The sequence below is a fragment of the Streptomyces sp. NPDC025793 genome (genome assembly GCF_055558375.1).
The window spans coordinates 466,759-492,531 of record NZ_JBVHMR010000002.1; the positions used below are offsets into that span (position 1 = coordinate 466,759).

Below are 25,773 nucleotides of genomic sequence, written 5' to 3' on the forward strand. Positions count from 1 at the left end.
TCCTCCGGCGGGTCCTACAGCGGCGCGTCCGCGTACACCAGCAGGTACGCGCCGTAGAGACAGCTGAACCCGGCCAGGGTCGCGACCAGCACGATCGCGTGCCAGGGCCGGGTTTTCGCCGTCTGTGCCAGGCCCCGGGCGAGCGGCAGCAGCAGCGGGAACGCCGGCAGCAGGAACCGCGGCTTGGACTCGAAGAAGCCCGACCCGCCGAGCGCGACCAGCAGCAGCGCCCCGCTGAGCACGAGCAGCGGCAGCGGGGCGCGGTCCAGCAGGAGCAGGGCGTACAGCACCGTCGCGGCCGCCACGGTCAGCAGCGCCGTCGTGAACTCGAACCGGCTGCCGTGCGTGAGCATCACATGCACGGAGTGCAGCGAGCCCCGCCCGAAGTCGAACGTCGAGCCCCACGCCCGCTGCACCTCGAAGTAGCCGCCCGGCAGGTCGCCCTCGCACCGGCCGACCCACAGCACGTACGCCGTCCAGCCCAGTGGGGCGAGCGCCGTGCCCGTCCACAGCCTGTGGGAAACCCGGGAGAGCTCGCCGCGCCGCCGCCACACCTGGCAGCCGGCGGTGGCGAGGACGGCGGCGGCGACCGCGAACCCGTTCGGCCGGGCCAGCCCCGCGAGCGCCGCCAGGGCGCCCGCCCACAGCCAGTTCCCGGCCAGCAGGGCGTACAGCGCCCAGGCCGCGAGCGCGGTCAGCACCGGCTCGGTGTACGCCATCGACAGCACCACCGAGTGCGGCAGCAGGCCCCACAGCAGCACCAGCGCGATCCCGGTCGCCCGGCCGTACAGCCGTGCGCCGACCGCGTGGATCCCGGCGGCGGCCACCATGGCCGCGGCCCACGAGATCACCAGTCCGGCGGCGCCCCCGCTCAGCGGCAGCACCGCGGTCAGCGCCCGCACCAGCGCCGGGTACAGCGGGAAGAACGCGCGGTCGCTGTGCACACCCGGCGCCGGGGAGGGCAGGTCGTGGCCGTAGCCGTGGCCGGCGATGCCCAGGTACCAGACCGAGTCCCAGGACCTCCCGAGCAGCGCGAGCGGGTGTCGGCCGGCGTGCTGGGCGACGAGCGTGAGCACGGCCGCGCCGACCAGCCGGGCACCGAGGAAGAGGCCTACGGCGACGAGACGCTGGGCCTGCCTGGGCATGGCGAGGACGGTGCTGACGGTGCGGACGGGACTGGCGGTGGTCACATCTGAGCACCCTGCGCGACAGTGCCGTTCGGCCGTGCGGTGACGCGCCGAGGGTCCACCCGCCGTCGCCCGTCTGCGGGCCCGCCGTGGCGTGCCGCGCGGCTGCCCGGGCCGGGCTTCTCACATCGCGCGCAGGCGTTCCGCCGCCTGCCGCAGCACGTCCTCCCTCTTGCAGAACGCGAACCGTACGAACGGTGCCCCGGCGTCCCGGTCGTCGTAGAAGACCGCGTTCGGGATGGCCACCACGCCGGCCCGTTCGGGCAGGGCGCGGCAGAAGGCGAAGCCGTCCTTCTCGCCGAGGGGGCGGATGTCGGTGGTGATGAAGTACGTGCCGGCCGGGGCGAAGACCCGGAAGCCGGCCGCCGTGAGGCCCTCGGCGAGGAGGTCGCGGCGGGTCTGCATGGAGCGGCGGAAGTCCTCGAAGTAGGAGTCCGGGAGGGCGAGGGCCTCGGCGACCGCGTACTGGAAGGGGCCCGAGGAGACGTACGTCAGGAACTGCTTCACCGAGCGCACTGCGGTGACCAGTTCGGGCGAGCCCGTCACCCAGCCGACCTTCCAGCCGGTGAAGGAGAACGTCTTGCCGGCCGAGCCGATGGTGACCGTGCGCTCGCGCATCCCCGGGAACGTGGCGAGCGGCAGGTGCTCGGCGCCGTCGAAGACCAGGTGCTCGTAGACCTCGTCCGTCACCACCAGCAGATCCCGTTCGACCGCCAGCTCGGCGATCGCGGTCAGCTCCGCGCGCGTGAGGACCGTGCCGGTCGGGTTGTGTGGGGTGTTGATCAGCAGCAGGCGGGTGCGGTCGGTGACGGCGGCGCGGAGTTCGTCCAGGTCGAGGCGGAAGCCGGTGTCGTCCGGGCGCAGGGTCACCGGGACGCGGCGGCCGCCCGCCATGGCGATGGACGCCGCGTAGGAGTCGTAGTACGGCTCCAGTGCCACGACCTCGTCGCCCGGCTCCAGCAGCGCCAGCATCGAGGCCGCGACGGCCTCCGTCGCGCCGGCCGTGACCAGCACCTCGGTGTCGGGGTCGAAGGAGAGCCCGTAGCGGCGCCGCTGGTGTGCGGCGATCGCGGTGCGCAGCTCGGGGATGCCCGGACCCGGCGGGTACTGGTTGCCCCGGCCCTCGCGCAGCGCCCGTACGGCGGCCTCGCGGACCTCCTCGGGGCCGTCCGTGTCGGGGAAGCCCTGGCCGAGGTTGATCGCGCCGGTCGCGGTGGCGAGCGCGGACATCTCGGCGAAGATCGTCGTCCCGAACTCGGCGAGGCGGCGATTGAGGTGGGGGCGCGCGGTGGAGGTCATGCCGGTCATCCTGCGCCCAAGCTCTGGAGTTCCTCAACTCTGCTTTGAGCCCCCGGGCGGCCGGGCATCCCCCGTTCACCGCGGCCCACGGGGGCCTGCGCGGGGCAACGGAAAACCCGGGGGAACGGAAAGAAGGTGACGCCCATGGGCATCGTCATCGTGGTCGTGCTGGCAGTCGTCGGGTTCATGACCATCGGGGCGCTGCGGAGCCGCCGGCGGGCGCAGGTGTCGTTGAGCAAGCGCGGCGGCCGGTCCCGGTCGAGCCGCTCGTCGGCGTCGTCGTCCTCGGCCGGGTACGCGGGCGGCGGCGCGAGCTGGTGGGCCGGTGACTCGGGCTCGTCGTCCTCGGGAGGTCACGGGGGACACCACGGCGGCCACCACTCGTGCGGCGGCGGCCACCACTCCTGCGGGGGCGGGCATTCCTGCGGCGGGGGCTCCTCGTGCGGCGGGGGCGGATGCGGGGGAGGCAGCTGACACGGGGCAGCTGAGCTTCCCGGGGAGCCAGGGGGATCGGGGAGGCCAGGGGGATCGGGGGACGGGCCGCACCACGGGCGCGCGTCGGCGAGGGCGGCCGGCGGGCGCCCGGCCGTTGTTCGTGCGCGCCAGGCGTACGCCATGGTTGAACAGTTGAGCAGGGGAGCCCTCTGAGGGATGGAAAGCCCACGAAGTTGGGTAAAAACGCTGTGGCGGCTGCTCTGTTCATGATTCCCTCTAAATCGCCAACGCAGCCCCTCGGACGTCCCGCAGAACCCCTCCTCCGGCCGGGACGGCCGGGGCGCCGACCTGTCTGCCATGGCTGATCTCCCCCTCATCGTGTGTTAGCGGAGCCGATCCATGCTCACGACCCTGAACACCTCCTACACCGATACGCGCGCCGCCGACCTCGCCTGGGCCCTGGGGCGCGAGCCGCTGCCCGCCCTGGCCACGCTCGACCTCGAACTGACCGGTGCGCAGCTCCAGTTGAGACTTCTCGGCGCATCCCACCAAGTGCTGCTGGAGGAGGAGCACGGCAGTTGCTCGGAGACGGTCGCGTGCATCCCCGGTTCCAGCACCCCGCTGCCGCTCGGCGTCGCCAAACGCGTCGGCGACTGGGAGTACGAGTTCGCCGCCCGCGTCGAACTGCTCACGCCGGGCTCGTTCGCGGGCCGCGCCCAGGAGTTGCTCGCTCTCGTCTCGGACCATCCGCACGGCCTCGCGGGCGTCTTCCCGGGCAGCCCGCACGCCTTCACCGCGATGCTCGCCCAACGGCACGAGGGCCAGGTGCACTGGCGGACCTGGCACGCCTACCCGCAGGACGGCCAGTTGGTGGCCACCCGCACCCGCGTGGGCGTGCGGGTGTCGACGCCGACCGAGTGAGGCGGATAAACATGATCGGCTCCAACTCGCCCCAGATCCACACGTGTGGGTGACGAAGCGTGCCGAGCGCGTGACGTAACGTCGCACCGTGATCGAACCGCACGCCCCCGCGCCCCCGGGCGCCCCGCCCCACTGGACAGGCCCCGCCCGGCTGCCCGTGCGGCCCGGGACCGGGCGGTTCCTGGTCCTCCTGTGCGTCTTCGTCTGCGCGGCCTGCGGACTCGTGTACGAACTCGAACTCGTCGCGTTCGCCTCGTACTTGATCGGTGACCCGGTCACCCAGTCCTCCGTCGTGCTGTCCGTCATGGTGTTCGCGATGGGCATCGGCTCGCTCGCCGCCAAGCGGCTGCGCTGGCACGCGGCCGCCGGCTTCGGCGCGATCGAGATCGCCCTCGCGCTCGTCGGCGGCTGCAGCGCGATGACGCTGTACGCCGTCTTCGCCTGGACCGGCGGCTGGGGCGGGATGTGGGCCGACGGCCCCCGCTTCCTGCTGGTCGCCTTCTCCCTCGCCATCGGCCTGCTCATCGGCGCCGAGGTCCCGCTGCTGATGGAGCTGATCCAGCGCATCCGGCGCCAGGACGCGGGCGGCGCGGTCGCCGACCTGTTCGCCGCGGACTACGTCGGCGCGCTGGTCGGCGGCCTCGCCTTCCCCTTCCTTCTCCTGCCGTTTCTCGGCCAGCTGACCGGCGCGCTCGTCACCGGCACGGTCAACGTGGTCGCGGGCGGCGCCCTCGTCCTCGGCCTCTTCCGGCGCGACCTGTCCCGCCGGGCCCGCTGGACCCTGCTCCTCGTCGGCCTCACCGTCCTCGGCGTCCTCGCCTCCGCCGCCGCCCTCGCCGGCGACTTCGACCGCGCCGCCCGGCACGCCGTCTACGGCGAGGACGTCCGGGTCGCCGTGCGCACCGGCGTCCAGGAGGTCGTCCTGGCCGGCGGCACCGACGGCAGACCCCTCGACCTCTTCCTCGACGGCCGGCTCCGCGCCGGCGGCCGCGACGCACGCCGCTACCACGAGGCCCTCGTCCATCCCGCCCTGTCCGGCGGCGCCCACGCGCGCGTGCTCATCCTCGGCGGCGGCGACGGCATGGCCGCCCGCGAGGCGCTGGACGAGCGCGGGGTGCGCCGGGTCGACCTCGTCGAGATCGACCCCGGCCTGGTCCGGCTCGCCCGCCACGACCCCGGCCTCGCCGCGGCCAACGGCCACGCCTACGACGACCCGCGCGTCCACGTCGTCACGGCCGACGCCTTCGACTGGCTGCGCGGGGCGCCCACGGCGGCGTACGACGTGGTGATCGCCGACCTGCCCGATCCCGGCGTCACCGCCAGCACCAAGCTGTACTCCCAGGAGTTCTACGGCCTCGCCCGCCGCGTCCTCGCCCCCGGCGGCCGGCTCGTCGTCCACGCCGGAGCGGTCACCACCCGCCCCCGCGGCTTCTGGACGGTCGCCGCGACGCTGCGCGCGGCCGGCTTCGCCACCTCCGCCTACCGGGTCCTCGGCCGCGACTGCGGCTTCGCGGCCGGCCCCGACCGCTCGGCCGCCGGTGCCTCCCGCGCCCCGCACGACTGGGGCTTCCTGCTGGCCGCCCCGGCCCCCGCCGCCCCGCCGCCGCTGCGCCTGGACCCCGGCCCGCCGCACTTCCTGACCCAGGCCGGCCTCACGGCGGACGCGGCGGCGGCCCGGCGCACCCGGATCCCCGGACTGCCGGCGTCGACGCTGGTCCATCCGCGCTACTGACGGTGGGGCGGGCGGGGACCGCGATGCGAGGGTACGTTCCGGCCACGCGTGGGTAGGCTCAGCCGACATGGAGCACCAGGTCTTCGTTCCGGTCCCCGCCGAGCGACTGCGGGCCGCGCTGGCCGACCCCGCGCGCGTCGCCCGCGCGGTCCCCGGCCTTCAGCAGGACGCCGGTGCCGAACCCGTCGCCGGCCGCCTGAAACTGCGCGTCGGCGGACACTCCGTCACCTACCGGGGGACGGTCCGGATCACGCCTCGCGAGGACGGCGGGTACGACGTGGCGGGCGACGCCACCGAGGCCCGCGGCACCGGCACCGTCGAACTCGCCCTCACCCTGCGCCTCGCGGACACCGAGGGCGGTACGACGGTCACGGCCGAGGGCACGGCGGACGCGGCCGGCCGGATCGCGGAACTCCCCGCGGACGCGGTGAGTTCGGCGGCCGTGCGCCTGCTCGGCCGCTTCGTGGAGAACCTGGGGGCGGAGCCGTCGCCGGAAAAACCGGAGCAGGAGCCGGAGCCGGCGGAAACAGGGGAGCCGGCGGAGTCAGGGGAGTCAGCGGACGAGGCGCACACCTCGGTCTACGACACCGAGGTGCCGCCGCCGTCCCTGGACCCCGAGGCGGACCGGCTCGCGGAGGACTTCGCCGACACCGGCGAACCCCCCGCCGAGGCCGCGCACGCCCGTCGCACGATGATCGGCCGCAGCGCCGAGGAGGTCGACCACGCCCCGCCGCGCGGCCGCTACGCCCCGGTCCCGGCCCCCCAGACGGTCGGGGGCAAGCAGGCCCTGCGCTGGGCGGCCCCGGCGGCGGCGCTGGCCGTGGCGTCGGCGATCGTCGTCACCCGGGCACTGCGCAAACGCCGGTGAGCCCGGAGGACCCCGGGGCGGTCCCCAGTACTGTCATCCCGTGAGTAACGAAGACATCACGCTGACAGCGGGCGACGCACAGGTACGCGTCAGCCCTGCCGACGGCGGCCGGATCAGCGGCCTCAAGGTAGGTTCCACGGAACTGCTCCGCCAGGGGGACCGCTTCGGCTGCTTCCCGATGGTCCCCTGGTGCGGCCGGATCAGGGAGGGTCGCTTCCTGGACGGCGGGACCGTTCACCAGATGCCGCTCAACTCCCCGCCGCACGCCATCCACGGCACCGCCCGCGACGGCGCCTGGAGCGTCGCCAAGGTCACGCAGGACACGGCGGCGATCACGTACGACCTGGTCGCCCCCTGGCCCTACCCGGGCCGGGTCACCCAGCTCGTGGAGATCGCCGAGGACAGCCTGACCCTGACGATGGGCGTCGAGGCGACGGCGGACTCCTTCCCGGCGCAGATCGGCTGGCACCCCTGGTTCAACCGGACCCTCACGGGCGAGGACGGTGCGGTCGGCGCGGGCGCGACCCTCGCCTTCGAGCCCGCCTGGCAGGAGGAACGCGGCGCGGACCACCTGCCCACCGGCAAGCGCATCGACCCGACGCCCGGCCCCTGGGACGACTGCTTCGGCATGCCCGGCGGCGTCGACGTGACCCTCACCTGGCCCGGACAGCTGGAGCTGAGGGTGACCAGCCGCGAGGAGTGGGTCGTCGTCTACGACGAGCAGGCCGAGGCCGTGTGCGTGGAGCCGCAGACCGGCCCGCCCAACGGCCTGAACACCGCCGCGCGCCTGGTCACCCCCGTGGACCCGCTGGAGGCATCGACGACCTGGAGCTGGCGGCGCCTCTAAGCTGGTCGGCATGACGGACGTACGCGGCGCGCTGCTGCAGCAGATCAAGGACAAGGCCGTGGTGCACGGCAAGGTGACGCTCTCCTCGGGGCTGCAGGCCGACTACTACGTCGACCTGCGCCGCGTCACCCTCGACGGCGAGGCCGCCCCGCTGGTCGGGCAGGTGCTGCTGGATCTGACGGCCGACCTGGAGTTCGACGCGGTCGGCGGCCTGACCATGGGCGCCGACCCGGTCGCGGCGGCCATGCTGCACGCCGCCGCCGCGCGCGGGAAGCGGCTCGACGCCTTCGTCGTCCGCAAGGCGGCCAAGGCGCACGGCATGCAGCGCCGGGTCGAGGGCCCGGACATCACCGGCCGCCGCGTGCTCGTGGTCGAGGACACCTCCACCACCGGTGGCTCCCCGCTCACCGCCGTCGAGGCCGTGCGCGAGGCGGGCGCGGAGGTCGTCGCCGTCGCCACGATCGTGGACCGGGCGACCGGCGCGGCCGAGAAGATCGAGGCCGGCGCGGGCGTTCCGTACCGGTTCGCCTTCTCGAAGGATGAACTGGGTCTGGACTGAACGGGCGGTTCGACCTGGACTTGACCGGTGCGCCGACGACGGCGCCAGGTCTGGAAAGATGGGGCCGACGACGGCGTCGAACCCCCCAGGTCTAGGTCAGGGCCTTCACGCACAACGCCAACCCGCAACACAAGGAGCGGACAGATGCCCATCGCAACCCCCGAGGTCTACAACGAGATGCTCGACCGGGCGAAGGCAGGCAAGTTCGCCTACCCGGCCATCAACGTCACCTCGAGCCAGACCCTGAACGCGGCGCTGCGCGGCTTCGCGGAGGCGGAGAGCGACGGCATCGTCCAGATCTCGACCGGCGGTGCCGAGTTCCTCGGCGGTCAGTACAGCAAGGACATGGTGACCGGCGCGGTCGCGCTCGCCGAGTACGCGCACATCCTCGCCGAGAAGTACCCGGTCAACATCGCGCTGCACACGGACCACTGCCCGAAGGACAAGCTCGACGGGTACGTGCGTCCGCTGATCGCGATCTCCGAGGAGCGCGTGAAGGCCGGCCGCAACCCGCTCTTCCAGTCGCACATGTGGGACGGCTCGGCCGAGACCCTCGCCGACAACCTCGCCATCGCCCAGGAACTGCTGGCCCGCACCCAGGCCGCCAAGATCATCCTGGAGGTGGAGATCACCCCGACCGGCGGTGAGGAGGACGGCGTCTCGCACGAGATCAACGACGAGCTCTACACCACGGTCGACGACGCGATCCGCACGGCGGAGGCCCTGGGCCTCGGCGAGAAGGGCCGCTACCTGCTGGCCGCGTCCTTCGGCAACGTGCACGGCGTCTACAAGCCGGGCAACGTCGTGCTCCGCCCCGAGCTGCTGAAGGAGCTGAACGACGGCGTCGCCGCCAAGTTCGGCAAGCAGTCCCCGTTCGACTTCGTCTTCCACGGCGGCTCCGGCTCCACCGAGCAGGAGATCGCCACCGCGCTGGAGAACGGCGTCGTGAAGATGAACCTCGACACGGACACCCAGTACGCCTTCACCCGTCCCGTCGCGGGCCACATGTTCGCCAACTACGACGGCGTCCTGAAGGTCGACGGCGAGGTCGGCAACAAGAAGGCCTACGACCCGCGCACCTGGGGCAAGCTGGCCGAGGCGTCGATGGCCGCCCGTGTCGTCGAGGCGACGCAGAACCTGCGCTCGGCGGGCAACAAGATCAAGTAAGCGGCACCTCTCGGTGGGCCCGGCGGCTGTCTACGGCGCCGGGCCCGCTGTATACCTGAGGACATGCCCGATGTCCGGCTGGCCTCGCCCCGGGGCCGGTGGATCCTGCTCACCACGGTCCTCGGCTCCAGCATGGCCCTGCTGGACTCGACCGTCGTCAACGTCGCGCTGCCGCGCATCGGCCGCGACCTCGGTGCGAGCCTCGCCGCACTCCAGTGGACGGTCAACGCGTACATGGTCACGCTGGCCGGCCTGATCCTGCTGGGCGGCTCGCTCGGCGACCACTACGGGCGCCGGAAGATCTTCGTGCTGGGCGTGGTCTGGTTCGCCGCCGCATCCCTGCTGTGCGGCCTGGCGCCGAACTCCGCCGTGCTGATCGTCTCGCGGGCCCTGCAGGGCATCGGCGGGGCACTCCTCACGCCCGGCTCCCTGGCGCTGATCCAGGCCTCCTTCCACCCCGACGACCGCAGCCGGGCGGTCGGGCTGTGGTCGGGCTTCGGCGGCATCGGCGCGGCCATCGGCCCGTTCCTGGGCGGCTGGCTGGTCACCGGCCCCGGCTGGCGCTGGGTGTTCCTGCTCAACGTCCCGCTGGCCCTGCTGTGCGTACCGGTCGCCCTCCGGCACGTCCCCGAGTCCCGGGACAGCGCCGAGCACGGCCGCTTCGACGTCCTCGGCGCGGTGCTGGGCGCCCTGGCCCTGGCCCTGCTGACGTACGCGCTGATCGAGGCGCGGGCGGGCTCGGCGGTGGTGGCGGTGAGCGCGGCGGCCGGGATGGCCGCGGCGGTGGCCTTCGGGTACGTCGAACGGCACCGCCCGGACCCGATGCTCCCGCCGGACATGTTCGCCTCGCGCCAGTTCACGGCGGTCAACCTGGTCACCCTGTGCGTGTACGCCGCGTTCGGCGGGTTCTTCTTCCTGACGGCGCTCCAGCTCCAGGTGGTGGCGGGCTACTCCCCGCTCGCGGCCGGTACGGCGATGCTCCCGACGACGGCCTTGATGCTGCTCTTCTCGGCCCGCTCCGGCGCCCTCGCCGACCACACGGGCCCCCGGCTGCCCCTGACGGTCGGTCCGCTCCTGTGCGCGGCGGCGATGCTGCTGATGCTGCGGGTGGGGCCGCACGCCGACTACCTGACGGACGTCCTGCCCGCCCTGCTGGTGATGGGCGCCGGCATGGTCACCCTGGTGGCCCCCCTGACGGCGACGGTCCTCGCCTCGGTGGACACCGCCCGCGCGGGCCTGGCCAGCGGCATCAACAACGCGGCGGCGCGGGCCGCCGGCCTGATCGCGGTGGCGGCGCTGCCGCTGCTGACGGGGATGGGCCCGGAGGCGTACCGGCTGCCGTCGGCGTTCGACGCGGCGTTCCGGCGCGCCATGCCGATCTGCGCGGGCACGCTGCTCGTCGGCTCGGCGTTGGCTTTCGCGCTGGTCCGCCGACCGGGTCCGGGGTGTGCGCGACCGGAATGCCGGACCTATGGGAGTGTGACGGTGCCGCCGCTGGAGGGGGAGCGGTGACCGGGCCCGGTCTTCCGGGTGCGGGTCGAGGTGGGTCGCTCGCGCAGTTCACCGCGCCCCTTCAGTGCGCCACGGCGCCGCCCGGTGAGCCACAGCCACACCGGACTCCATGACGATTCACGAGAACCTCCTCGGCGGCCCGCCGACGCACCTCCCCGACGAGGCGTTCGAGCGCGGCGCGGTCGTGGAGTCGTACGCCTACGCCCGTACGGGCTGCCACCGGGGCCTGGACGCCCTGCGCCGGGGCGGCTGGAAGGGGCACGGCCCGGTGCCCTGGGAGAAGGGCGCCACATGTAATCGTGCATCCCGTGCCGCCGTCTCCTGTTGAGGGACGGCGGCACAGTCCTTTCTGCCGTGGTGACTACCGCTTCAGCTCGGCGTACGCCTCGGCGCTGCTGTCCTTGAGGAACTGCCAGCAACGCTCCGTCTCGTCCTTCTCGTCGATCTCGCCGGCGGCGCGGGCGAGGGCGGCGAGGCAGCGCAGGAACCCGCGATTGGCCCGGTGGTCCCAAGGGATGGGGCCATGCCCCTTCCAGCCCGCCCGACGCAACGCGTCCAGGCCGCGGTGGTAGCCGGTACGCGCGTACGCGTACGACTCGACCACTCGCCCCGCCTCGAAGGCGTCGTCCGCGAGCATGGCCCAGGCGAGCGAGAACGTGGGGTACTTCGCCGCGACCTCGGTCGGCGGCTGGGACTCCTCGCCCAGCAGGCGGTACGCCTCTTCGTTCTCCGGCAGGTACGTCGGCTCCGGGCCGCCGAGCAGGTTCTTGTGCGTCGTCATGGCAGCAGTCTGCCACCTGTGGCCGGGGCTTCGGGATGCTCCTGAGGGAAAACGACCGTGGGCCATGGCGATGTGAGAACGGCGGTTGATGTCATCGATCGCGATGTGCGACGATCCGGCGCATGGCGGCACGGCGGGGGTCCTCCGGGACCATTCAGGTGGGCATCTACACCCGGATCGGCAAGGACGACGAGGCGGAGGGGCTCGGCGTCGCACGGCAGGAGGAGGACTGCCGACTGCACTGTGCCGCCCGGGGGTGGGAGGTCGCCGAGGTCTACGAGGACAACGACCTCTCCGCGTACAAGCGCAGGACGGTACGCCCCGAGTTCCGGCAGATGCTGGAAGACTTGAAGACCGGGCGGATCGACGGGGTGGTCGCCTGGGACATCGACCGTTTCACGCGCCGGCCGCGCGAACTGGAGGCGTGGATCGACGAGTACGAAGAGGCCGAGCGCCGAGACCGTCGGCTCGTCTTCGACTCCGTGTCGGCGTCGGACATCGACCTGTCCACGGAGAACGGCCGGTTCATCGCGAGGATCAAGGTCACCATCGCCGACAAGTCCTCGGCGGACACCTCACGGCGTACGAAGCGCACGCACCTGGAACTGGCGGCGCAGGGCAAGCTCCCCGGCGGCCGGGCACCGTACGGATGGAACCGCGAGGACCGCAGGACGCTGGCGCCGGAGGAGGCCGAGCACCTCCGCAAGGCGGTGAAGGACTTCCTGGGCGGCATCCGTTGGGCGTCGATCGCGCGCGACTGGCGGGACAAGGGGGTCAGATCGCACAGCGGGGGCTTCTTCGACGACTCCAAGATCAAGCGGATGCTGATGAACCCGCGCATCTGCGGCTACCGGATGCATCAGGGCGAGTTGTTCCTGGACGAGGGCGGTGAGCCCGTCGTCGGAGACTGGGAGCCGATCATCACCCCGGAGGAGTGGTATCTGCTCACGGAGAAGGTCCGGCGGGAGTCGGAGGGGCGGGACGTACGGGACAACGCCACCAAGTACCTGCTCTCCGGCATAGCCCGGTGCGGGCGGTGCGGTACGAAGATGCGGGCCTTCCCGTCGTACCGGAAGTCGAAGACGTCCTCGCAGTTCACGTACGCGTGCCCCGGCAAGAGCGACGGAGGATGCGCGGGAGTGGCCAGGGCCGGCGAACCCGTCGACCGCCTCATCAGGAACGCCGTGTTCCTCCGCTCGGACAAGGCACTGGCGAACGTCCGCGAGCGCGCGCCGAAATGGACCAAGGAGGAGCAACTGGCCTCCCTGGAACGGGATATGGCCGAGTTCAAGCAAGCGTGGCAGGAGAAGCGCATGTCGGCCGCTCGCTACATCGCGCTCACCGAGGACCTGGAGAAGCAGATCGCGGAACTGCACCGGGAACGGGCCCTGCACCGCGCCGAGGTGGCGACCTTCGTGGCCGGCCCCATCGACATACGCGGCAGGTGGGAGAAACTGACGATCGAGCAGCAGCGGGCCGCCGTCCTCAAGGTCTTCCGCGCGGTCATCGTCAAGCCCGCGTCCAACGGGCCGATCTTCGATCCGGCGGACATCGAGCCGGTGCTCAGGTGACAAGGGGAAGCCGGGGCCCCGTCGTGGTCGGGGACCCGGCTTCGTTCGTTCACGACCGGCGGTCCATGCCTCGTCCCAGCGCCGCCCGGTGCAGGCCGGCGGCGGGACGAACACCCGGTAGGCGCCTGACGCGTTGGCCAACGCGTCGACCAGGCGGCGCCGGTGCTTCTGGACGATCTGCGGCTCGAAGCGGTCGCGCGGTCGCGGGGGCACCTTCACCTCCGGAGCGCCCTTGCAGTACCGGCGGTGAGGCGGACCCCGACCGAGCAGGGTGCCGTTGTGGGCGCGGCGGTGTCTGCCGGGCCCAGCAGGGTCACGGCGATACGGCCGGCGTGCTCGCCCGCGATGATCAGCTCCACGTAGTCACCGTGACCGGTGCGGTCGCCGATGGTGATGCGCAACGAGACGGTTCCGTCCACTTCTGTCGACGCCGTCACCGTTCCGTCCACCACCCCCGGGATCATCGAGGGCGTCGTCATGCCGTGGCCTCCTCGGACGGGGACGCGGCGCCGGATGCCTGGGCGGCGCGGCGCCGGAACACGGCGGCCCGAAGGCGGCCGCCGTACCGGCCGACCAACAGCCCGGCGATGATCAGCAGACCCGACAGCACCTTGAGCGCGGGCAGCTGTTCACCGAAGACCAGCACCGAGCCGGTGATGGCGAAGAGGGGTACGAGCAGGGACAGAGGGGCGACGGTGGACACCGGGTACTGCTTCGGCAGCCAGTTCCAGACGGCGTACGCGAACAGCGTGTTGGGATGTGCCTGGAAGAGGATCGAGGCCACGGCGGTGAGGTCCGGCCCGGAGCCGAGGCGCTCGAAGCCGGAGACGCCGCCCACCGCGAGGTCCAGCAGGAACAGCGGTATCGGCGAGAACAGGCAGGACCACACCGGGAACGCGGCGACCCGGTCGGGGGCCGCCTTCTTCAGCAGGACGTTGGCCGTGCTCCAGGAGAACGCGCCGAGGACGACCAGGGCGAGGCCCGCGGCGGTGACGCTGCCGTCGGTGAGGAACGCGGTGCAGGCGAGGCCGCCGGGGGCGATGACGGTGCCGGCGATCCGGTGACGGGCGAGCTTCTCCCGGAAGACGACAGCGCCGAGGAGGATCGTCAGGAACGCACTGAGCTGCAGCACCAGCGAGGCGATGCCCGCGGACACGCCCGCCTTCACCGCGAGGTTGACCACGCCCCACAGGCCGACGCCGAAGACCAACCACGTGATGACCACGCGTGGGGTGGCCGAGGAGGCGTGGCGGAGCCACGTCACCCGCACCGGGGTGGAGCGGCTGACCGGAATCGACGTGATCCGCAGCGTCCTGGAACGGCTCACACTGACCGCGGGCGTCGAGATCGCCTCCGCTCACCCTTCGCCGCCCGCCAGCCGGTGATCGAGGAGGGCCGGGGACGCACCACGGAGGCCGAGCGTGGCCTCCGGCTACGCAACCCGCACTCCGTGCTGTCCCACCCCTCCATGCGGCAGCACATGGGCACGGCGCCCGGAGCGGGCGTGCAGTTCCGCACCACCGGCCACATACCGGACCGGATCATCCTCTTCGACGCGGACACGGCCGTCGTGGCCGATCCCGGCCGGCCCCCGAACCGGGGCGCGCTGGTCGTGCGGGACCGCTCGCTCGTCCGCTTCCCGTACCGCTCCTGGGAGAGCATGCGGGAGGACGGGCGGCCCTTCACGGCATCCGACGGGGACCCCTCGGCCGCCCCCAAGGACGACGTGCGCAGGGAGGTGCTGCGCATGCTGGAGTCCGGCATGAAGGACGAGACGGCCGCCCGCCGGCTTTCCATGTCCACCACCACCTACCGCTGCCATGTCTCAGAGCTCCTGGCCGAACCGGGCGCCCAGAGCCGCTTCCAGGCGGGCAGCTACGCCCGGCGGGCCGGCTGGCTGGACGACTGACGACAGCCTGCGGCCCGGCCGACCAACGACGCCTCCCTTCGGTCCGCACCAGCTCGGAATCCAGCACCACTGACCTCCTGACCAGCAACCCCTCGGGACCGAGCCACAAAGGCCCCGCTCAGAACGGAGACTCGTATCGGACTGGCTGGCAGTTCGTTCCGACAGCGGCTCGCCGCCCGTGAAGGCGGTGAGAGACACCAAAGCCCCTCGGTCGCCGGTGTGACGAGTGAGATCACCACGCCAACCACGAGAGGCTCTGTCACCTCACCCGCCTGGCGCAGTGAGGCGGCGTTGCCCACGGCACCGACGGTCTGCGACGAGTCATACCGCTTTCGCAGCGAGCTGGTCCGCGAACCAGAGACGAACCCTCGTACCGAGGTCGGGCAGGCCGGCGCGGCTCTGAACGGCATGCTCGACCACGTCCACGCCGCCCTGCACGCACGCCAGCAGCGCGAGACGCGGGCACGGACGGTGTCGCACATGCCGTCATGAGGTAGATCGCCCGGCGCCGTGAATGTGCTCTGACCTCGTGGTTCCGGACACCTGAGCAGTGCCCGAAACCACCCGTCACGCCATGGCCAGGACCTTTAATCGATTCGTTGCACCCATTCCAGGTCCCGCTCCCGCAGCTGTGCCGCGAGGCTGCCAAGCCACTCCTGCCCGGTCATACCGGCCATCCCCTCCCGGACTTTCGGGTACATCTTCCGCTCGACCCTGGGCCGACCTCCCGGACGGGGCCGGTGTGGCCCGTCCCGCAACGGACGGGCCTTGCCGTACAGGAGCCGATTACAGAGGATGCGGGTGGGGACCGGGGCCCCCGTGCCGGAATCGGCAGGGGCGGACCGCTACCCGGAGTACAACAGGAGACAGCGATGTCCCAACAGGCTCGCCCCCACGAGGCCGCTGAGCCCGAGACCCCGCATCTCGATTTCCAGGGCACCACGCCGTACGAGGACTACGTCCGCGCGGATGTCCTCACGCACCTGCAGCACACCCTCTCCGACGATCCCGGAGAGATGGTCTTCCTGGTCACGACCCAGGTCATGGAGCTGTGGTTCACGGTGATCGTGCACGAGTGGGAGACCGCCGCCAAGGCCCTGCGCGCGGACGACGTCCCGACCGCGATCGCCGCCCTGAAGCGTTCCGTGCGGGAACTGGCGGCCCTGAACGCCTCCTGGACCCCGCTCGCCCAGCTCACCCCCGCCCAGTTCAACTCCTACCGCTCCGCCCTCGGCGAGGGCTCCGGCTTCCAGTCGGCGATGTACCGGCGCATGGAGTTCCTGCTCGGCGAGAAGTCCGCGTCCATGCTCGTACCGCACCGCGGCGCCTCGCGCGCCCACGCGGAGCTGGAGAAGGCGCTGCACGAGCCGAGCCTGTACGACGAGGTGCTGCGCCTGCTGGCCCGGCACGGCCACCCCGTCCCGGCCACGGTCCTGCACCGGGACGTCTCCCAGCGCTACGAGCCCTCCGACCAGGTCGAAAAGGTCTGGGCGGCGGTCTACTCCGGCGATCCGGACACCGAACTCGCGCGTCTGGGCGAGGCGTTGACCGACGTGGCCGAACTGGTGTGGCGCTGGCGCAACGACCACCTGGTCGCCACCCGCCGCGCGATGGGCGCCAAGCCCGGCACGGGCGGCTCGGCCGGCGTGGCCTGGCTGGAGAAGCGCGCCCGCAAGAACGTGTTCCCGGAGCTGTGGACGGCGAGGTCCCATGTCTGAGCTTGCGCTGCAGGCGGAGACGCTGGACGCGGCGGACGAGCTGGCGCCGCTGCGGGACCGCTTCGTCCTCGACGCCGTGTCCGATCACGCGGCTGACGCCGCGGGCGTGTACCTGGACGGGAACTCGCTCGGCGCGCTCCCGGCCCACGTCCCCGACCGGGTGGCGGACGTCGTGCGCCGGCAGTGGGGCGAGCTGCGCATCCGCTCCTGGGACGAGAGCGGCTGGTGGACCGCGCCCGAGCGGATCGGCGACCGGATCGCCCCGCTGGTCGGCGCGGACGCCGGGCAGATCGTCGTGGGCGACTCCACAAGTGTCAACGTCTTCAAGGCACTTGTGGCGGCGGCACGGATGGCGGACGAGGCGGGCGGGGGCCGGAGCGAGATCCTCGTCGACGCGACGACGTTCCCCACGGACGGCTACATCGCCGAGTCGGCGGCCCGCCTGACCGGCCGCACCCTGCGCCCGGTGACCCCGGCGGAGGTGCCGGGGGCGTTGAGCACCCGTACGGCGGCGGTCCTGCTGAACCACGTCGACTACCGCACGGGCCGCCTGCACGACCTGCCCGGTCTGACGGCCGCGATCCACGCCGTGGGCGCCCTCGCCGTCTGGGACCTGTGCCACAGCGCGGGCGCGCTGCCGGTGGGGCTGGACGAGCACGGGGTCGACCTGGCGGTCGGCTGCACGTACAAGTACCTGAACGGCGGCCCGGGTTCACCGGCGTACCTCTACGTCCGCCGGGAGCTCCAGCCCCGCTTCGACTCCCCGCTGCCCGGCTGGAACTCCCACGCCGAACCCTTCGGCATGAGCCCGTCCTACACACCGGCACCGGGCGCGCTGCGCGGCCGGGTGGGCACCCCGGACATCCTCTCCATGCTCGCCCTGGAGGCGGCCTTGGAGGTCTGGGACGGCGTCTCCGTCCCCGCGGTCCGCGCGAAGTCCCTCGCCCTGACGGACTTCTTCCTGCGCTGCGTGCGGGCGTACACGGAGCCGGGCCGCGTCGAGTCCGTGACGCCCGAGCGCCACGAGGAGCGCGGCAGCCAGGTCGCACTGCGCTGCGCGGACGCAGGCGAGGTGATGAAACGCCTGATCAGCAGGGGTGTCGTGGGCGACTTCCGGCACCCTGACGTGCTCCGCTTCGGCTTCACCCCGCTGTACGTCGGGTTCGCCGACGCGGAGCGGGCGGCGCGGATCCTGGGGGAGGAGCTGGCGTAGGCGACGGCCCCGGGAAAGGGGTCCGGGGGAGGGGTCCGGTCCAGCCGGTCCCTCCCCCTGGGGGCCGTGGGGCACCGTGCGGACCGCTCCGCCCTCACCCTGCGTGACAACCCCATGTCCGCGCACGTCACCGGCCTGATACCGTCCCCGCCAACGGTGGACGCGGAGTTCCCCCCGCTGGTCCGCCACACGCCAAAAACGTTCCATCGCTGAGAGGTTGGAGCATGCCGGACGACGCAGCAGCAGCCCGCGCCGCCGCCGAAGAGGAGTCGGCCTTCTCGCACCCCCCGGTCGACCCCGACATCAGCTCCGCGTACGGCGACCACCCCGACCAGGTGATCGACTTCTACGCCCCCCGGTCCACCGCCCCGGACTCCCCGGCCCCGCTGGTGGTGGTCCTGCACGGCGGCGCCTGGCGGGCCCGCTACGACCGCCGGCACATCACCCCCTTCGCGGACTACCTGGCCCGTCGGGGTTTCGCGGTGGCGAACGTCGAGTACCGCCGGGGCGGGGAGCCTCCCCTGATCCCGGGGCAGGGCACGGGGGCGGACGGTGGCGCCGGGGGCGGCGCCACCCCTTCGGCGGGCCGCTGGCCGGAGACGTTCGACGACGTGGCGGCGGCCCTGGACGCCCTGCCGGACCTCGTCCGCACGGCGCTGCCGCAGGCCGACCCGCGCCGCACGGTGCTGACGGGCCACTCGGCCGGCGGCCACCTGGCGCTGTGGGCGGCGGCCCGGCACGTCCTGCCCGCGGACGCCCCGTGGCGCACCGCGGGCCCGGCCCTGCTCCGCGGCGTCGTCGCCCTCGCCCCGATCGCGGACTTCGAGGTGGCGGAGAAGCTGGACGTCTGCGGCAACGCGAGCCTGCAACTCCTCGGCGGTCACGAGGTGTTCGCTACGCGGCGCCCGTACGCCGACCCCGTGCTCCTCCTCCCGACGGGCATCGCGACGACGCTCGTCCAGGGGCGTACGGACCTGGTGGTGCCGCAGGCGGTGGCCGAGTCGTACGCGGACGCCGCGGCGAAGGCGGGCGAGGTGGCGGGCCTGACCCTGCTGGAGGACGTGGGCCACTTCCCGCTGATCGACCCGGCGGCGGACGCGTGCGCGGTGGTGGCGGAGGAGATCGCCCAACTGGCCTGGTGATGCGGGTGGTCGGGCCCCGGACGACAGCCGGGGCCGCCCCTTGGGGGCCGCCCCGGTCATACCCGTAATACCTGAGAGCTACCCCGAAGGACCGCTCTCAGGCGGGACGCCGACGACAGCACCCGATCCATAACTTCCTTGTCAGAAAGGCCCGATGGCCGGGCTTTCTGAAAGGAAGCCGACCATGGGGCAGCATCCCCCGCACACCCCCGACCCCTGTCTCTCCTCCCACCCGCAGCCGCCGATGGCGAGTGCGCCCCACGAGGGGCGTCCGCACCCGGCGACGAAGCGGTCACCGGGGGGGCGGGTGGGAAGCACGGCGCCGACGGCGAAGCCGCGGCGCGGGCTGTTCCCGCCGAGGCGTCGCAGACACTGGCGTCGCGCGTTCCTCGCCGCCCTCCTCACCACGGCCATCGCCGCCCCCCTCTCCGCCGCGACCACCCACCCCCGGATCCCGGCCCCCCGCCCCTCCGCCCTGCCCCCACTCACGGCGAGCACCCTTCAGAAGACCTACGAGGCCAACCGGGCCGACGCCACCGCGGCGGCCGCCATGGCGGCGGCGCACGGCGACACCGACCGCGCCGCCGCCGACCGCACCCTCGCCTCCCGCAACCTCCTCTCCTTCGACGGCCGAGGCGCGGGCCGGGCCGCCGAGGTCCTCGGCGACCTCCCCCGCGCCGACCACATCGCCGTCCTGGTCCCCGGCTCGGACACCTCCCTCGACACCTACGCCCGCTTCCACAAGACCGCCGCGGCGCTGTACGCGGACCTCACCCACCGCGCCCCCCACGGCACCCGCGTCGCCGTCGTCGCCTGGCTCGGCTACGAGACCCCGGCCACGGTCAGCACCACCGTCACCACGACCACCCGAGCCGGCGAAGCCGCCCCCCACCTGCGCACCTTCGTACGCGACCTGCGCGCGGCGACCGAGCCGCACGCCCACCTCTCCCTGCTCTGCCACTCCTACGGCTCGGTCGTCTGCGGCCGGGCCGCCCCCGGCCTGGACGCCGACGACATCGCCCTGGTCGGCAGCCCCGGCACCGGAGCGGGCTCCGCCGCCGCCCTGCACACCCGCGCCCGCGTCTGGGCGGCCCGGGGCGGCGACGACTGGATCGCGCACGTCCCGCACACCAGCGTCCACCTGTTCGGCACCGCCGTCGGCTTCGCCACCGACCCCGTCTCCCGCGCCTTCGGCGCCCGGGTCTTCGACGCCGGCGACGCCCAGCACAGCGGCTACTTCACCCCGGGCTCGGCCTCCCTCGCCAACCTGGCCCGGATCACCCTCGGCGAGACCTCGGAGGTGACCCGTGCCTGAGCCAGCCGTACTCCACCCCGTTCACGACCCCGTCCGCCCCTCGCGACGCCGCCTGCTTCGCCCTCCGCACGTCCCGCACCCCGTCCGCGCTCTTCGCCGCGGCGCCCGCCAGGTCGACTCCGCCACTCCGGCCGACCGTGACCGTGCGGTCGACGCCCTGCGGGCCTTCGCGATCCTCGGCGTCGTCCTGGGCCACTGGCTGGTGACCGCGCTGGTGGCCAGGGACGGCGGCCTGCACACCACCAGCCCGCTCCAGCACATGCCGTGGCTGGCCGCGGTCTCCTGGCTGTTCCAGACCCTGGCCGTGTTCTTCCTGGTCGGCGGCCATGTGGCCACGCGCAGCCTCGCCTCGTCCCGGGCCCGGGGCGAGAGTTACGGCGCCTGGCTGCGTGCCCGACTGACGCGCCTGCTGCGCCCGGTGGCCGCGCTGCTGTGCCTGTGGGCGGTGGCCGCCACGGCCCTCCTCCTCACCGGCACCCCGCCGGCCACGATCGAGACCCTGGTCAAACTGGCCCTGTCCCCGCTGTGGTTCCTGCTGGTCTTGGCCGCCCTGACGGCCGCCACCCCGCTCCTCACCCGCCTCAACCCCCTCTGGCCGCTGGCCGTCGTCCTGCACGTCGACCTGCTCCGCTTCGGCCTGCACCTCGGCCCCGCCTGGCTCGCCTGGCTGAACCTGCCGGCGGGCTGGCTCGTGCCGTACACGCTGGGCGCGGCCTGGACCCGGGGTGAGCTGGACACCCGCCGCGCGGCCTGGGTCCTGCTCCTCGGCGGTACGACGGCGACGGCGTTGCTCGTCGGCTTCGCCGGCTACCCGGCGTCGATGGTCGGCGTCCCCGGCGCGAGGATCTCCAACCTCGACCCGCCGACACTCGCGGCCGTCGCCTTCGGTCTCGCCCAGTGCGGCCTGGCCCTGCTCCTGCGCGACCGGCTGCGCCGCGCGATGACGCGCCCGCTGCTCTGGTCGGCAACAGCCCTCGTCAACCTCTCGGCGATGACGGTCTACCTGTGGCACCAGACGGCCATGATGGCCACGACCGCGACGGGTCTGACCGCGGGCCGCCTGCCCGGTCTGCACACCGCACCGGACTCGCCGGACTGGGTGATGTACCGCCTGGCCTGGCTCCCCGTCTTCGCTCTGGTCCTGGCCCTGTGCTGGACGGCCTTCCGCCACCACGAACAGGGCCCGCGCCGCCCCCGGGACCGCACGTCGCACGTGGTCCGCCGCCACCTGCCCCCGGCAAAGACCCCGCGCAATGCCTAATGTTGACCTCGTGAAGCCCGCGGCCGCCGACGACGAGAACGACCGACAGCGCCGCCCCACACCCGAACCCGTCACGCCCACCCCGACCCGGCGCCGCCTGCGCACCTGGCTGGGCGAGAACCCCTCTTCCCAGTCACCCCCCTTCGCCCGGCACCGCTGGCTCCGCTTCCTCATCTACCTGTTCATCGCGTACGCCGCGCTGGGGATCGGCCTGGGCGGCGGGGACCAGCTGGCGAACGAGTACGGGCTGACGGCCGTCGCCGGCTGGCTCCTCGGCCTCGTCCAGGGGGCCGTCGTCGTTGTGGCCATCTGGCGCCCCGTGCCCGCCTGGGCCGCGTCCCTGGCCGCCGCGGTGCTCACCGCCCTCCTCGCCCGTCCCCATCTCGCGACGGACGCGACCGCCAACTCCGGCTGGCCCTGGACGACGCCCGCCCTGCTGGCCCAGATGGTCGTGCTGGCCCTCCTCGCCCTGCGCACCCGCCTGCGCGGCACGCTCGCCGCGCTCGGCATCACCGTCGTGATGACGTGGGTGCTGGAGGCCCCGATCGGTGCCCGGAGATACTCCCCGACCGGTGTCGTGGCCGTCGCCCTCTTCGCCGTCGCGGTCCTGATCGGCACCGCCCTGCGCAGCCGCAGCGAGGCCCGGGCGGAGCTGGCCCAGCAGACGACGATCACCGCGGAGGAGCGGGCCCGCCGCGCCCTGCTGGAGGAGCGCAGCCGTATCGCGCGTGAGCTGCACGACGTGGTCGCCCACCACATGTCGGTGATCTCGATCCAGGCCCAGGTCGCCCCCCACCTGGTCGAGAACCCCTCCGAGGAGCTGAAGGAGAACCTGGCGGGCATCCGCAGCAACGCCCTGGAGGCGCTGACCGAGCTGCGCCGTGTGCTCGGTGTCCTGCGGTCGGCGGGCCCGGACGACCCGGAGGCCCTGGACGACACCTACCGGCTGTCCGCCCCCGGCACCGGCCCGGCCCCCGACGCCCCGCAGCCGAACCTCGCCCGGCTGGACGCGCTGATCGAGAACACCCGGGCGGCCGGTCTGGAGGTCGTCATGAAGACGGAGGGCGAGCCGCGCGGCTATCCGCCCGGCGTGGAGCTGTCGGCGTACCGGATCGTCCAGGAGGCCCTGAGCAACGTCCTGCGGCACGCCCCGGGCGCGTCGGCCGCCGTGGAGGTCCTCCACTACCCGCACGGGATATGCCTGGACGTCACCAACTCCCGCCCCACCCGCCCGGCCCCGCCCTCACCCGGCAGCGGCCACGGTCTGCTCGGAATGCGGGAGCGGGCGGCCATGCTGGGCGGACACGTCGTCGCGACGGGCGACCGGCACGGCGGCTTCCGCGTGACGGCGTTCCTGCCGCGCGAGGGCACCCCGCAGCCGGCGAACCCGGCCCGCCCCTCCGCGTCCGGCCCCGACCTCGACCCGCACAGTCCCGAGCCCCCGACAGGAGAGCAGTCCCCATGACGAGCGGTGCCGGCACCATCCGTGTACTCATCGCCGACGACCAGGAGATGGTCCGGCAGGGTTTCACCGTGCTGCTCAACACCCAGCCCGACATCGAGGTGATCGGGCAGGCGGTGGACGGGCTGGACGCGATCGCCCGTACCGCCGAACTGGCCCCGGACGTCGTGCTGATGGACATCCGGATGCCGGAGATGGGCGGCCTTGAGGCGACCCAGCGGATCACCGTCGAGCACCCTGCGGTCAAGGTGCTGGTGCTGACCACGTTCGACCTGGACGAGTACGTGTACGAGGCGCTGCGGGCCGGCGCCTCCGGCTTTCTGCTCAAGGACGCCTCGGCGGACAAGCTGGCCGAGGCGGTGCGGGTGGTGGCCGCGGGCGACGCCCTGCTCGCGCCCGGCATCACCCGCCGGCTCATCGCGGAGTTCTCCCGCATGGACGGCAGGAACCGGGCCCCGCTCAAGCAGCGCGTCGGCGATCTGACGGAACGGGAGACGGAGGTGCTGGCGCTGATCGCCCAGGGTCTGTCGAACGCGGAGATCGCCGAGCGGCTGGTCGTGGCCGAGCAGACCGTGAAGACGCACGTCGGCCGGATCCTGGTGAAGCTGGGCCTGCGCGACCGCACGCAGGCGGCGGTCTTCGCCTTCGAGTCGGGCCTGGTCCGCCCGGGAGGGGCGACCCGTAGTACCTGAGAGGGACCCCGCAGGACCCCTCTCCAAGGGGACGACCGCGACCATGGCCTCGGCCTACCGTTCTGTACGTGACCGAGACGACGCACACGCAGACGACACCGCCGGGCCGGGCCGGCCGGCGGCGCAGCCCCGAGATGCGGCTGGCCGCGGACGCCCTGCGCGGTCTGCGGCAGGAACTGTTCCAGGACGCCTTCAGGTACGAGCCGCTGCCCCGGCCGGGCGAGGCGGGCCCGCTCACCCGGCGCCTGCCGGGCCGGATGCGGGAGTACGGCGCCTGGTCCCGGCACCTGCTGGTGGCCTTCGGCGGTGCGGTGGCCCTGTTCGTCGCCATGGCGGACGAGGAAGCGCCGTTGCTCGCCCTGCTGTGCGGGCTCTGCGCGCTGGTGCCGGTGCTGCTGACCCTGGTGCGTCCGGTGGGGGCGTTCTGGGCGTCCCTCGCGGGCACCGTCGTCATGTCCGTGATCGGCAGGGGAGAGGGCAGCTGGCCGTGGGCACCGGCCAGTTTCCTCTCCCACCTGCTGGTGCTGACGGTCGTCGCGCTGCGCACCCGCCCGCGCACGGCGGCCTGGATGTGGGCGCTGACCGCGGTGTTCGGCGTCTTCTGCGACATGGTCCTCGGCGGGGACGGGTACGGCACGGACACCGCCCCGATGCTGTTCCTGTCGGCGCTGCTCCTGCTGATCGTCACGGTCCGGCACATACGCAGGGAGGCCCAGCAGGAGATGACCGCGCAGCAGACCGTGACGGCGCACGAACGCTCGCGCCGCACGCTGCTGGAGGAGCGCACGACCATCGCCCGCGAGCTGCACGACGTGGTCGCCCATCACATGTCGGTGGTCGCGATCCAGGCGGAGGCGGCGCCGTACCGGGTGGAGAATCCGCCGCCGGAGCTGGAGAAGGCGTTCGCCACCATCCGGGAGAACGCGGTCGCGGCCCTGACCGAGCTGCGCCGGGTCCTGGGCGTCGTCCGCGCGGAGGACTACGAGGCGCCGGAGGCCCCGCAGCCCACGCTCGCGGACCTGGACGGGCTGCTGGCCAATGTGCGGGAGGCCGGCCTGGTGGTGGACAAGGCGGTGACGGGCGCGGTCCGCGAACTCCCGCAGGGCGTGGAGCTGTCGGCGTACCGAATCGTCCAGGAGGCGCTGAGCAACACCCTGCGGCACGCCCCCGGAGCGGACGCCCGGGTGGAAATAGGCTACGTTCTCGGTGGCCTGGGCCTGCGCATCGTCAACGCCCCGCCGCCGGCCACCCACCTGATAAATCCCGCCCGCCACCCGGCCACCACCCCTGAACGAGGGCTTCGCCCGCACCCTTCGATCGGTGCCGGGCACGGGGTGACGGGCATGCGGGAGCGGGTCTCGATGCTGAGCGGCGAGATGACGGCGGGCCCGACGGACGACGGGGGTTACGAGGTGACGGTGTTCCTGCCGGTGCCGGCCGCCGCGAGCGAAGGGGACGCATGACCATCCGCGTACTGATCGCGGACGACCAGATGATGGTCCGCGAGGGCTTCTCGGTCCTGCTGAACGCGATGCCGGACATCGAGGTCGTCGGCGAGGCCGTCAACGGGAGGGAGGCGGTGGACCGGGTTGGCGAGCTGGCCCCGGACGTCGTGCTGATGGACATCCGGATGCCGGAGCTGAACGGCATCGAGGCGACCCGGGAGATCGTCGCGGCGGACGCGGCGGCGAAGGTGCTGGTCCTGACGACGTTCGACCTGGACGAGTACGTGTACCAAGCCCTGCGCGCCGGCGCCTCGGGCTTCCTCCTGAAGGACGCCTCGGCCCGGCAACTGGCCGACGGTGTCCGGGTGGTGGCCGCCGGCGAGGCTCTGCTCGCTCCCTCGGTCACCAGACGTCTGATCACGGAGTTCTCCCGCCTCTCGGAACCTCCGCGCCTGATCCCGGCGGCCCAGGCGGCCTATGGCGAGCTGACCGAACGCGAGACGGAGGTCCTGATCCTGATCGCCCAGGGCCTGTCGAACGCCGAGATCGCCGAGCGCCTGGTGGTGGCGGAGTCGACGATCAAGACCCATGTGAGCCGCATCCTGGTGAAACTGGGCCTGAGAGACCGCACCCAGGCAGCGGTCTTCGCGTACGAGGCACGTTTGGTCACGCCGGCTTGACGCGGCGTCACGTTGCTCATGAACAGGCCTTCCATCGCCTAATGTTCGAGCATGAGC

Annotated in this window: 26 protein-coding genes and 1 pseudogene; 22 read left to right on the forward strand and 5 right to left on the reverse strand. The window is 72.9% G+C overall.

All coding sequences use genetic code 11. From position 1 onward, the window contains the following. Nucleotides 1–14 precede the first annotated feature (14 nt). Together ACZ4MF_RS05965 and ACZ4MF_RS05970 are read right to left on the reverse strand one after the other, a co-directional pair. Nucleotides 15–1,145, reverse strand: coding sequence for a hypothetical protein (locus ACZ4MF_RS05965; RefSeq protein ID WP_467490668.1), 1,131 nt, complete (start codon nucleotides 1,143–1,145; stop codon nucleotides 15–17). 165 nt (nucleotides 1,146–1,310) lie between these two features. After that, a complete protein-coding gene (locus ACZ4MF_RS05970; RefSeq protein ID WP_467490186.1) occupies nucleotides 1,311–2,495 on the reverse strand; it encodes a pyridoxal phosphate-dependent aminotransferase in 1,185 nt (394 codons plus the stop codon). A 135-nt stretch (nucleotides 2,496–2,630) separates the two neighbouring features. On the opposite strand from ACZ4MF_RS05970, the gene ACZ4MF_RS05975 reads away from it, so the two are divergent. The 9 genes and pseudogenes from ACZ4MF_RS05975 to ACZ4MF_RS06015 form a co-directional block, all read left to right on the forward strand. Continuing rightward, on the forward strand, nucleotides 2,631–2,960 hold the full coding sequence (locus ACZ4MF_RS05975) for a hypothetical protein (RefSeq protein ID WP_467490188.1): 330 nt from the start codon (nucleotides 2,631–2,633) through the stop codon (nucleotides 2,958–2,960). 360 nt (nucleotides 2,961–3,320) lie between these two features. Beyond that, nucleotides 3,321–3,842: a DUF2617 family protein gene (locus ACZ4MF_RS05980; RefSeq protein ID WP_467490190.1), complete on the forward strand. Its 522-nt coding sequence runs from the start codon at nucleotides 3,321–3,323 to the stop codon at nucleotides 3,840–3,842. An 88-nt stretch (nucleotides 3,843–3,930) separates the two neighbouring features. After that, on the forward strand, nucleotides 3,931–5,574 hold the full coding sequence (locus ACZ4MF_RS05985) for a polyamine aminopropyltransferase (RefSeq protein WP_467490192.1): 1,644 nt from the start codon (nucleotides 3,931–3,933) through the stop codon (nucleotides 5,572–5,574). 67 nt (nucleotides 5,575–5,641) lie between these two features. Next, entirely contained in the window at nucleotides 5,642–6,442 is an 801-nt protein-coding gene (locus tag ACZ4MF_RS05990; RefSeq protein ID WP_467490194.1) for an SRPBCC domain-containing protein, read from the forward strand. 40 nt (nucleotides 6,443–6,482) lie between these two features. Next, nucleotides 6,483–7,289 (forward strand): aldose epimerase family protein, encoded by an 807-nt coding sequence (locus ACZ4MF_RS05995; protein ID WP_467490196.1) that lies wholly within the window; start codon nucleotides 6,483–6,485, stop codon nucleotides 7,287–7,289. Between the two features lie 10 nt (nucleotides 7,290–7,299). Further along, nucleotides 7,300–7,848 (forward strand): orotate phosphoribosyltransferase, encoded by a 549-nt coding sequence (gene pyrE / locus ACZ4MF_RS06000; protein WP_356029809.1) that lies wholly within the window; start codon nucleotides 7,300–7,302, stop codon nucleotides 7,846–7,848. A gap of 144 nt (nucleotides 7,849–7,992) precedes the next feature. Next, a complete protein-coding gene (gene fbaA, locus ACZ4MF_RS06005; protein ID WP_356029807.1) occupies nucleotides 7,993–9,015 on the forward strand; it encodes a class II fructose-bisphosphate aldolase in 1,023 nt (340 codons plus the stop codon). Between the two features lie 63 nt (nucleotides 9,016–9,078). Continuing rightward, nucleotides 9,079–10,527 (forward strand): MFS transporter, encoded by a 1,449-nt coding sequence (locus ACZ4MF_RS06010; protein ID WP_467490198.1) that lies wholly within the window; start codon nucleotides 9,079–9,081, stop codon nucleotides 10,525–10,527. Nucleotides 10,528–10,636: 109 nt separating this feature from the next. After that, nucleotides 10,637–10,807: pseudogene (locus ACZ4MF_RS06015) on the forward strand (DUF3151 family protein); the annotation flags it as partial. An 81-nt stretch (nucleotides 10,808–10,888) separates the two neighbouring features. On the opposite strand, the gene ACZ4MF_RS06020 reads toward ACZ4MF_RS06015, so the two are convergent. Then, complete coding sequence (locus tag ACZ4MF_RS06020) at nucleotides 10,889–11,308, reverse strand: DUF3151 domain-containing protein (protein WP_467490200.1); 420 nt, start codon at nucleotides 11,306–11,308, stop codon at nucleotides 10,889–10,891. Nucleotides 11,309–11,430: 122 nt separating this feature from the next. Between ACZ4MF_RS06020 and ACZ4MF_RS06025 the strand changes: the two genes are divergently transcribed. Then, nucleotides 11,431–12,879 carry a recombinase family protein gene (locus ACZ4MF_RS06025; RefSeq protein WP_467490202.1) on the forward strand — a complete coding sequence of 483 codons (1,449 nt, stop codon included), beginning with the start codon at nucleotides 11,431–11,433 and terminating at the stop codon, nucleotides 12,877–12,879. Nucleotides 12,880–13,094: 215 nt separating this feature from the next. Here the strand turns inward: ACZ4MF_RS06025 and ACZ4MF_RS06030 are convergent, their stop codons facing one another. Both ACZ4MF_RS06030 and ACZ4MF_RS06035 read right to left on the reverse strand, forming a co-directional pair. Further along, nucleotides 13,095–13,358, reverse strand: coding sequence for a hypothetical protein (locus ACZ4MF_RS06030; RefSeq protein ID WP_467490204.1), 264 nt, complete (start codon nucleotides 13,356–13,358; stop codon nucleotides 13,095–13,097). Further along, nucleotides 13,355–14,104: an EamA family transporter gene (locus tag ACZ4MF_RS06035; RefSeq protein WP_467490206.1), complete on the reverse strand. Its 750-nt coding sequence runs from the start codon at nucleotides 14,102–14,104 to the stop codon at nucleotides 13,355–13,357. Before ACZ4MF_RS06035 ends, ACZ4MF_RS06030 begins: the two co-directional genes overlap by 4 nt. Here ACZ4MF_RS06035 and ACZ4MF_RS06040 point away from each other — a divergent pair. The 12 genes from ACZ4MF_RS06040 (at nucleotide 14,097) to ACZ4MF_RS06095 (ending at nucleotide 25,716) form a co-directional block, all read left to right on the forward strand. Further along, the gene (locus ACZ4MF_RS06040; protein WP_467490208.1) at nucleotides 14,097–14,264 is read left to right on the forward strand and encodes a hypothetical protein; all 168 of its coding nucleotides are present in this window, start codon (nucleotides 14,097–14,099) and stop codon (nucleotides 14,262–14,264) included. The two genes, ACZ4MF_RS06035 and ACZ4MF_RS06040, sit on opposite strands and share 8 nt — an antisense overlap. A 65-nt stretch (nucleotides 14,265–14,329) precedes the next feature. Beyond that, a complete protein-coding gene (locus ACZ4MF_RS06045) occupies nucleotides 14,330–14,788 on the forward strand; it encodes a response regulator transcription factor (RefSeq protein ID WP_467490210.1) in 459 nt (152 codons plus the stop codon). Nucleotides 14,789–15,079: 291 nt separating this feature from the next. Continuing rightward, nucleotides 15,080–15,280 carry a hypothetical protein gene (locus ACZ4MF_RS06050; protein WP_467490697.1) on the forward strand — a complete coding sequence of 67 codons (201 nt, stop codon included), beginning with the start codon at nucleotides 15,080–15,082 and terminating at the stop codon, nucleotides 15,278–15,280. A gap of 380 nt (nucleotides 15,281–15,660) precedes the next feature. After that, nucleotides 15,661–16,506: a tryptophan 2,3-dioxygenase family protein gene (locus ACZ4MF_RS06055; protein WP_467490212.1), complete on the forward strand. Its 846-nt coding sequence runs from the start codon at nucleotides 15,661–15,663 to the stop codon at nucleotides 16,504–16,506. After that, complete coding sequence (kynU, locus tag ACZ4MF_RS06060) at nucleotides 16,499–17,719, forward strand: kynureninase (RefSeq protein WP_467490214.1); 1,221 nt, start codon at nucleotides 16,499–16,501, stop codon at nucleotides 17,717–17,719. Before ACZ4MF_RS06055 ends, kynU begins: the two co-directional genes overlap by 8 nt. Nucleotides 17,720–17,943: 224 nt before the next feature. Next, entirely contained in the window at nucleotides 17,944–18,861 is a 918-nt protein-coding gene (locus tag ACZ4MF_RS06065; protein ID WP_467490216.1) for an alpha/beta hydrolase, read from the forward strand. A gap of 184 nt (nucleotides 18,862–19,045) precedes the next feature. Continuing rightward, the gene (locus ACZ4MF_RS06070) at nucleotides 19,046–20,176 is read left to right on the forward strand and encodes an alpha/beta hydrolase (RefSeq protein ID WP_467490218.1); all 1,131 of its coding nucleotides are present in this window, start codon (nucleotides 19,046–19,048) and stop codon (nucleotides 20,174–20,176) included. Between the two features lie 52 nt (nucleotides 20,177–20,228). Next, nucleotides 20,229–21,437 (forward strand): acyltransferase family protein, encoded by a 1,209-nt coding sequence (locus ACZ4MF_RS06075; protein ID WP_467490670.1) that lies wholly within the window; start codon nucleotides 20,229–20,231, stop codon nucleotides 21,435–21,437. Nucleotides 21,438–21,447: 10 nt separating this feature from the next. Beyond that, complete coding sequence (locus ACZ4MF_RS06080) at nucleotides 21,448–22,902, forward strand: sensor histidine kinase (RefSeq protein ID WP_467490220.1); 1,455 nt, start codon at nucleotides 21,448–21,450, stop codon at nucleotides 22,900–22,902. Then, complete coding sequence (locus ACZ4MF_RS06085; protein WP_356029793.1) at nucleotides 22,899–23,591, forward strand: response regulator transcription factor; 693 nt, start codon at nucleotides 22,899–22,901, stop codon at nucleotides 23,589–23,591. The genes ACZ4MF_RS06080 and ACZ4MF_RS06085 overlap by 4 nt, the downstream gene beginning before the upstream one ends. Nucleotides 23,592–23,659: 68 nt before the next feature. Further along, a complete protein-coding gene (locus tag ACZ4MF_RS06090) occupies nucleotides 23,660–25,054 on the forward strand; it encodes a sensor histidine kinase (RefSeq protein WP_467490222.1) in 1,395 nt (464 codons plus the stop codon). Further along, nucleotides 25,051–25,716, forward strand: coding sequence for a response regulator (locus ACZ4MF_RS06095; RefSeq protein WP_467490224.1), 666 nt, complete (start codon nucleotides 25,051–25,053; stop codon nucleotides 25,714–25,716). The genes ACZ4MF_RS06090 and ACZ4MF_RS06095 overlap by 4 nt, the downstream gene beginning before the upstream one ends. The last annotated feature ends 57 nt before the right edge of the window (nucleotides 25,717–25,773 follow it).

Coding starts and splice junctions, on each gene's coding strand:
- ACZ4MF_RS05965 (WP_467490668.1), bottom strand. CDS start 1,145: ATGCCCAGGCAGGCCCAGCGTCTCGTCGCCGTAGGCCTCTTCCTCGGT.
- ACZ4MF_RS05970 (WP_467490186.1), bottom strand. CDS start 2,495: ATGACCGGCATGACCTCCACCGCGCGCCCCCACCTCAATCGCCGCCTC.
- ACZ4MF_RS05975 (WP_467490188.1), top strand. CDS start 2,631: ATGGGCATCGTCATCGTGGTCGTGCTGGCAGTCGTCGGGTTCATGACC.
- ACZ4MF_RS05980 (WP_467490190.1), top strand. CDS start 3,321: ATGCTCACGACCCTGAACACCTCCTACACCGATACGCGCGCCGCCGAC.
- ACZ4MF_RS05990 (WP_467490194.1), top strand. CDS start 5,642: ATGGAGCACCAGGTCTTCGTTCCGGTCCCCGCCGAGCGACTGCGGGCC.
- pyrE (WP_356029809.1), top strand. CDS start 7,300: ATGACGGACGTACGCGGCGCGCTGCTGCAGCAGATCAAGGACAAGGCC.
- fbaA (WP_356029807.1), top strand. CDS start 7,993: ATGCCCATCGCAACCCCCGAGGTCTACAACGAGATGCTCGACCGGGCG.
- ACZ4MF_RS06010 (WP_467490198.1), top strand. CDS start 9,079: ATGCCCGATGTCCGGCTGGCCTCGCCCCGGGGCCGGTGGATCCTGCTC.
- ACZ4MF_RS06020 (WP_467490200.1), bottom strand. CDS start 11,308: ATGACGACGCACAAGAACCTGCTCGGCGGCCCGGAGCCGACGTACCTG.
- ACZ4MF_RS06025 (WP_467490202.1), top strand. CDS start 11,431: ATGGCGGCACGGCGGGGGTCCTCCGGGACCATTCAGGTGGGCATCTAC.
- ACZ4MF_RS06030 (WP_467490204.1), bottom strand. CDS start 13,358: ATGACGACGCCCTCGATGATCCCGGGGGTGGTGGACGGAACGGTGACG.
- ACZ4MF_RS06040 (WP_467490208.1), top strand. CDS start 14,097: ATGACCACGCGTGGGGTGGCCGAGGAGGCGTGGCGGAGCCACGTCACC.
- ACZ4MF_RS06055 (WP_467490212.1), top strand. CDS start 15,661: ATGTCCCAACAGGCTCGCCCCCACGAGGCCGCTGAGCCCGAGACCCCG.
- kynU (WP_467490214.1), top strand. CDS start 16,499: ATGTCTGAGCTTGCGCTGCAGGCGGAGACGCTGGACGCGGCGGACGAG.
- ACZ4MF_RS06065 (WP_467490216.1), top strand. CDS start 17,944: ATGCCGGACGACGCAGCAGCAGCCCGCGCCGCCGCCGAAGAGGAGTCG.
- ACZ4MF_RS06070 (WP_467490218.1), top strand. CDS start 19,046: ATGGGGCAGCATCCCCCGCACACCCCCGACCCCTGTCTCTCCTCCCAC.
- ACZ4MF_RS06085 (WP_356029793.1), top strand. CDS start 22,899: ATGACGAGCGGTGCCGGCACCATCCGTGTACTCATCGCCGACGACCAG.
- ACZ4MF_RS06095 (WP_467490224.1), top strand. CDS start 25,051: ATGACCATCCGCGTACTGATCGCGGACGACCAGATGATGGTCCGCGAG.